Source organism: Thermoflexus sp. (genome assembly GCF_040289485.1).
Lineage (GTDB): Bacteria > Chloroflexota > Anaerolineae > Thermoflexales > Thermoflexaceae > Thermoflexus.
In genome coordinates this window covers 23,834-29,451 of record NZ_PSLG01000024.1, presented here as the reverse complement: position 1 = coordinate 29,451, position 5,618 = coordinate 23,834, and the positions used below count along the sequence as shown (strand labels likewise).

General features: G+C 69.6%; 6 protein-coding genes and 1 pseudogene. All 7 read left to right on the top strand.

The features are described 5' to 3' along the window. Window positions 1-574 (top strand): amino acid kinase family protein (locus C4313_RS05995; protein ID WP_352428958.1); only part of this gene is annotated, 574 nt, incomplete at its 5' end. 66 nt (window positions 575-640) lie between these two features. Next, on the top strand, window positions 641-1,738 hold the full coding sequence (selD, locus tag C4313_RS05990; RefSeq protein WP_352428957.1) for a selenide, water dikinase SelD: 1,098 nt from the start codon (window positions 641-643) through the stop codon (window positions 1,736-1,738). A gap of 15 nt (window positions 1,739-1,753) precedes the next feature. After that, window positions 1,754-2,197 (top strand): archease, encoded by a 444-nt coding sequence (locus tag C4313_RS05985; RefSeq protein ID WP_352428956.1) that lies wholly within the window; start codon window positions 1,754-1,756, stop codon window positions 2,195-2,197. Between the two features lie 24 nt (window positions 2,198-2,221). Beyond that, window positions 2,222-3,682, top strand: coding sequence for an RtcB family protein (locus tag C4313_RS05980; RefSeq protein WP_352428955.1), 1,461 nt, complete (start codon window positions 2,222-2,224; stop codon window positions 3,680-3,682). 52 nt (window positions 3,683-3,734) lie between these two features. After that, on the top strand, window positions 3,735-4,355 hold the full coding sequence (locus tag C4313_RS05975) for a DUF3109 family protein (protein ID WP_352428954.1): 621 nt from the start codon (window positions 3,735-3,737) through the stop codon (window positions 4,353-4,355). Further along, window positions 4,318-5,394 (top strand): tRNA preQ1(34) S-adenosylmethionine ribosyltransferase-isomerase QueA, encoded by a 1,077-nt coding sequence (queA, locus tag C4313_RS05970; RefSeq protein ID WP_503012452.1) that lies wholly within the window; start codon window positions 4,318-4,320, stop codon window positions 5,392-5,394. Before C4313_RS05975 ends, queA begins: the two co-directional genes overlap by 38 nt. Before the next feature lie 20 nt (window positions 5,395-5,414). Next, window positions 5,415-5,618 (top strand): annotated as a pseudogene (locus C4313_RS05965) (DNA/RNA nuclease SfsA); the annotation flags it as partial.

Below are 5,618 nucleotides of genomic sequence, written 5' to 3'. Positions count from 1 at the left end.
GTTCGCCGAGGTGGCCCTGGCCGCTGCCGAGTTGCATCTGGTGGTCCGCCGCCTGTTCCACGCTGCCGGCCTGCCGGTGCTCAGCCTGCCGCCCTCGGCCCTGGCCGAGGCGGCGGGAGGCCAGCCGGCCGCCATCGCTGTGCGGCCCTTCCAGCAGGCGTGGGCCGTCGGCCTGATCCCCCTGACCTATGGGGATGTGGTCTTCGATCGGGAGCGGGGGGCGGCCATCCTCTCCACCGAGGCGGTGTTCGATGCCCTGCTGGAGGCCCTCCGTCCGACCCGCATCCTGCTGGTCGGAGAGGTCCCCGGCGTTCTACGGGACGGCCCGGAGGGCCGTCGGGTGATCCCCCATCTCACCCCGGCGCGCTTCGCGGAGATCGCCGCCGCCGTCGGTGACTCCCATGGGGTCGACGTGACGGGGGGGATGCGGGCCAAACTGGAACTGGCCTTCCGTTGGGTGGTCCGTCTCCCGGACCTCGAGGTGTGGATCCTCTCGGGGCGGCGCCCCGGCGCGCTGCGGGAGGCCCTCCTCTTCCCCGAGCGGATCCGCGGCACCCGTATCACCCTCCGATAGCCGCTTTTCGGCCCTCGCTTTCTGCGTCCAGACCCTCCCTCCAGGTTATACTTAAAAGAGGCGGCGATGGATCGCCGCCGCGGGCGGGAACCGCGGGGACGAAGGAGGACCTCCTTGGACAACAAGACGGTGCGCCTGACGGCGCTGGCCTCGTGCGCCGGTTGAGCCAGCAAGATGGGCCCGGAGGCCCTGGCGCACGTGCTGCGCCGTCTCCAAGCCCTGTTGCCCCCGGTGCCCCAGCCGGCGGTCCTCGCTGGCCTGGAGGCGCCGGACGACGCGGCGGTCTACCTCCTGGACGAGGACGTGGCCCTCGTCCAATCCACGGACTTTTTCCCGCCCGTCGTCGACGATCCTTATGCCTACGGGGCCATCGCCGCTGCCAACGCCATGAGCGACGTCTACGCCATGGGCGGCGAGGTCCGCTTCGCCCTGAACCTGGTGGCCTTCCCGGAGACCTTGGATCCGGAGATCCTGGTCCAGATCCTGAAGGGGGCGGCCGACAAGGTGGCGGAGGCCGGCGGGGTGATCCTCGGCGGCCACACGGTGACCGATCGGGAGCCCAAGTTCGGCCTGGTGGTCACGGGCGTGGTCCACCCGCAGCGGGTGTTGCGCAAGGGAGGCGCCCGCCCGGGGGACGTGTTGGTGCTGACCAAGCCGCTGGGCTCGGGAGTGATCACCACGGCTTTGAAGCGGGACCAGGCCCGCCCGGAGGAGGTGGACGAGGCCATCGCCTGGATGGTCCGCCTCAACCAGGTCGGGGCCCGTCTGGCGGTGAAGGCCGGGGCCCACGCGGCCACCGACGTGACAGGCTTCGGGCTGTTGGGGCACGCGTGGGAGATGGTGGCGGCCTCGGGGGTAGGGTTGACCCTGGAGGCCGGCCGGATCCCGTGGCTGACGGGGGCACGCCGGTGTGCGGAGCAGGAGGCCTTCGCGGGCGGGCTGTGGCGGAACCGGGAGTATTACCAGCGGCACGTGCGCACGGCGGAGGGGGTGGACGAGATCACCGAGCTGCTGCTCTATGACCCCCAGACCTCCGGCGGGCTGCTGCTGGCCTTCCGCCCCCAGGACGCAGAGACCTTCTGCGCCCGCATGGCCGACGCCGGCGAGGCGGCCTGGGTCATCGGGCGCTTCGAGGGGGAGCCGGAGATCCGGGTGCGTCCGTGACCGGGGGGATCGGCTATGGCGGAGCCGATGGTTCCCTTCGAGGAGATCCCGCACACGGCCGACTGGGCGTTGCGGGCCTACGGGCGGACGTTGCCGGAGCTGTTCGCCAACGCTGCCCGGGGGATGTATAGCCTGCTGCTCGATCTGGAGGCCCTGGGGGAGGAGGAGGAGCGGGAGGTGATGGTGGAGGCCGCCAGCCTGGAGGGGCTGCTGGTGGCCTGGCTCAACGAGCTGATCTACCTCACCGAGCGGGAGCGCCTGGCCTTCAAGCGGTTCGAGATCCGGGAGTTGATCCCGCCGGATCCGGGGGATCCGGAGCCCAACGGCCGGCTGCGGGCGGCCGCCTTCGGGGGCCGGGCGGAGGCGCTGCGCAAATACATCAAGGCGGTGACCTATCACAACGTGGCCATTCAACATCAGGACGGGCGTTACATGGTGGAGCTGGTCTTCGACGTTTGAGAGGCTGCGTAGGGAGGAGGAGCCATGGCGCGGGAGATCCGCAAGCAGGATTTCCGGCGGATCGGCGAGTATCTGTGGGAGCTGCCTAAGGAGTTCGATCCGCGGATGAACGTCCCCGTCCGCATCTACGCCGACGAGGAGCTGCTGGAGGACGCCCTGGGGGATCTGTCGGTCCACCAGGCGGTGAACGTGGCGTCTTTGCCGGGCTTGGTGGGCTACGTGGTGGTGATGCCCGATGTGCACCAAGGCTACGGCATGCCGGTGGGGGGGGTGATGGCCAGCCAGGTGCCGGGCGGGATCATCTCGCCGGGAGCGGTCGGCTACGATATCAACTGTGGCGTCCGCCTGCTGGCGACCAACCTCACCTATGAGCAGATCGCGCCGCACCTGGCGGAACTGGCGACGCGGATCTATCACAACTGCCCCAGCGGTGTGGGCTCCGAGGGGCACGTTCCCCTCACGGCCCGACAACTGGACGAGGTGCTGGCGGAGGGGGCGCGTTGGGCCCTGCGCCATGGCTATGCCCGGCCGGAGGACCTGGAGCACACCGAGGAGTTCGGTTGCATGCCCAACGCGGACCCCGACAAGGCGACCCCCAAAGCCAAGGAGCGGGGGAAGGACCAGTTGGGCACCCTGGGCGCGGGGAATCATTTCATCGAGGTCGACGTGGTGGACGAGATCTTCGATCCGGCGGGCGCTGAGCGCATGGGCCTCTTCGAGGGCCAGGTGGCGGTGCAGATCCATTGTGGCTCCCGGGGCTTCGGCCATCAGATCTGCACCGATTACCTGCAGCGCTTCGAGCGCGTGATCCACAAATACGGCATCAAGTTGCCCGACAAGGAACTCATGTGCGCGCCCATCGACAGCCCGGAGGGCCAGGACTACCTCAAGGCCATGGCCTGCGCGGCCAATTTCGCCTTCTGCAATCGTCAGATCCTCGCCCACCATATCCGCAAGAGTTTCGAGGAGGTCCTCAAGCCCAAGGGGATCGCCCATGACATCTGGCAGGTCTACGACATCGCCCACAACATGGGCAAGATCGAGACCCACGAGATCAACGGCCAGCGCATGCAGGTGTGTGTCCATCGCAAGGGGGCCACGCGGGCGTGGGGGCCGGGGGCACCGGGCCTGCCCAAGAAATACACCGACATCGGGCAGCCGGTCCTGATCCCCGGCTCCATGGGCACGGCCTCGTATGTGCTGCTGGGGACCCCAGGGTCGATGCAGCAGACTTTCGGCAGCACGTGCCACGGGGCCGGCCGGGTGATGAGCCGCGCCCAGGCCAAGCGAGAGATCCGTGGGGAGCGGCTGAAGGCCGAACTGGAGGGACGGGGCATCGTGGTCCGCGCCGGCTCCATGGCCGGCCTGGCTGAGGAGGCTCCCCAGGCCTACAAGGACGTCAGCCGGGTGGTGGAGGTGGTCCACCACGCGGGGATCGCCAAGAAGGTCGCGCGGCTGCGCCCCATCGCCGTGATCAAAGGCTGAGCGCCCTTCCCGGGCCCCGCAGGGCCCGCCGGCGGAGGGGCGGGAGGTTCCGATGGACATTGAGATCCAAGGGATCCGGGTGGATCCGCGCCTGTTGGAGGCGCGTCCGGTCCAGCGGTGCGGCCCGGCCTATTGCCGGGGACGCTGTTGTGCCTACGGGGTTTGGGTCCGCGTGGAACAGCGGGACGAGATCCTGCGCCACGCCGAGCAGATCAAACGGGTGCTGCCGCCGGATCGCTGGGATGAGGGCCGGTGGTTCGATCCCGAGCCGGAATGGGACGACACCCCGCCGGCGGGCTACTGGGTGGGCACGGCGGTGATCGAGAACCCCGCCCATCCGGCGGGACAATCCTGCATCTTCCTGCTGGACGACGGCCGGTGCGGGCTGCAGGTGGCCGCCCAGGAGGCCGGGCTGCATCCATGGGCCCTTAAACCGCTCCACTGCGCCCTGTACCCCCTCACCCTGTGGGAGGGGCAGCTGATCCTGGACGACGAGAACGAACTCTACGCCGAGGCCTCCTGTCAGCAGCCGGCGCCGGAGGCCCGCCCGCTGTTCCTGGTCTTCGATGAAGAGGTCAAATGGGTGCTGGGGGAGGAGGGGTTCCAGCGCCTGCTCGCGCTCTATCAGGCCCGCTATGGAGACGAAGGATCTGCTCCGCTTGGAGGCGTATGATTACGAGCTCCCGCCGGATCGCATCGCCCAAGCCCCAGTCGAGCCCCGCGATGCCTCGCGGTTGATGGTGGTCCACCGGGCCGACGGGCGCATCGAGCATCGGATCTTCCGGGAGATCGGGGAATACCTGCGCCCGGGGGACCTTCTGGTGTTCAACGACACGCGGGTGATCCCGGCGCGCCTCTTCGCCGTCAAACCCACCGGGGGACGGGTGGAGATCCTGCTGGTGCGCCGCGAGGCGGAGGATCGGTGGTGGGCGCTGGTGCGCGGGCGCCATATCCGCCCGGGCCTGCGGCTGGCGCTGCTCTCTGGCGACCGGCCGGTGGGGATCTTCGCCGAGGTGGAGGCGGAAGGGGTGGGCCCGCTGCGGCGGCTCCAGTTCTCCGCGCCCATCGAGGGCCACCTGGACCGGCTGGGGGTCATCCCCCTGCCGCCTTACATCCGACGGCCCCTCCACGACCCCGAGCGCTATCAGACGGTCTACGCCCGTGTCCCGGGGTCGGTGGCGGCGCCCACCGCGGGCCTGCATTTCACCCCCGAGTTGCTGGCCCGCCTGCGCCAGCAGGGGATCCGCTTTGCCTTCGTCACCCTGCACATCAGCCTGGACACCTTCCGCCCGGTGGAGGCGGCGGACGTCCGCGCCCACAAACTGCACCGGGAGTGGTGCTCCCTCTCGGCGGAGACGGCGGCCCAGATCAACCGGACCCGCCTGGAGGGCGGTCGGATCGTGGCGGTGGGCACCACCGTGGTGCGGGTCCTGGAGACGGCCGCCCGCTACGGGCTGGGGTGTTCCCCCGAGGCCGTCTGCCCGGGGCAGGTGGTAGGCCCCTTCGAGGGGGAGACGGATCTTTACATCTATCCGGGCTTCACCTTCCGGGCCGTTGATGCCCTGATCACCAACTTCCATCTCCCCCGGTCCACCTTGCTGCTTCTGGTGGCCGCCTTCATGGGCTACGAGCGGATGCGCCAGGCCTACGCCGTGGCCATCGCCGAAGGCTACCGGTTCTATTCGTTCGGGGACGCCATGCTCATCCTCTAGTTCCGCGCGCAAGGTCCTCCGTGCGCTGGCCGCCTTTGATCCCCGCCCGCTTCCTGCGGCGCCTCAACCGATTCGTTGTCGAGGTCCGGTTGGGGCGGCGGCGCGCCCTGGCCCATCTGCCGAACTCCGGCCGTCTGCACGAACTCCTGGTCCCTGGCTATCCGGTGTGGCTGGCCCGGCGCGAGGGCCTCCGCCGGACCCGCTACGACGTCCAGTTGGTGGCC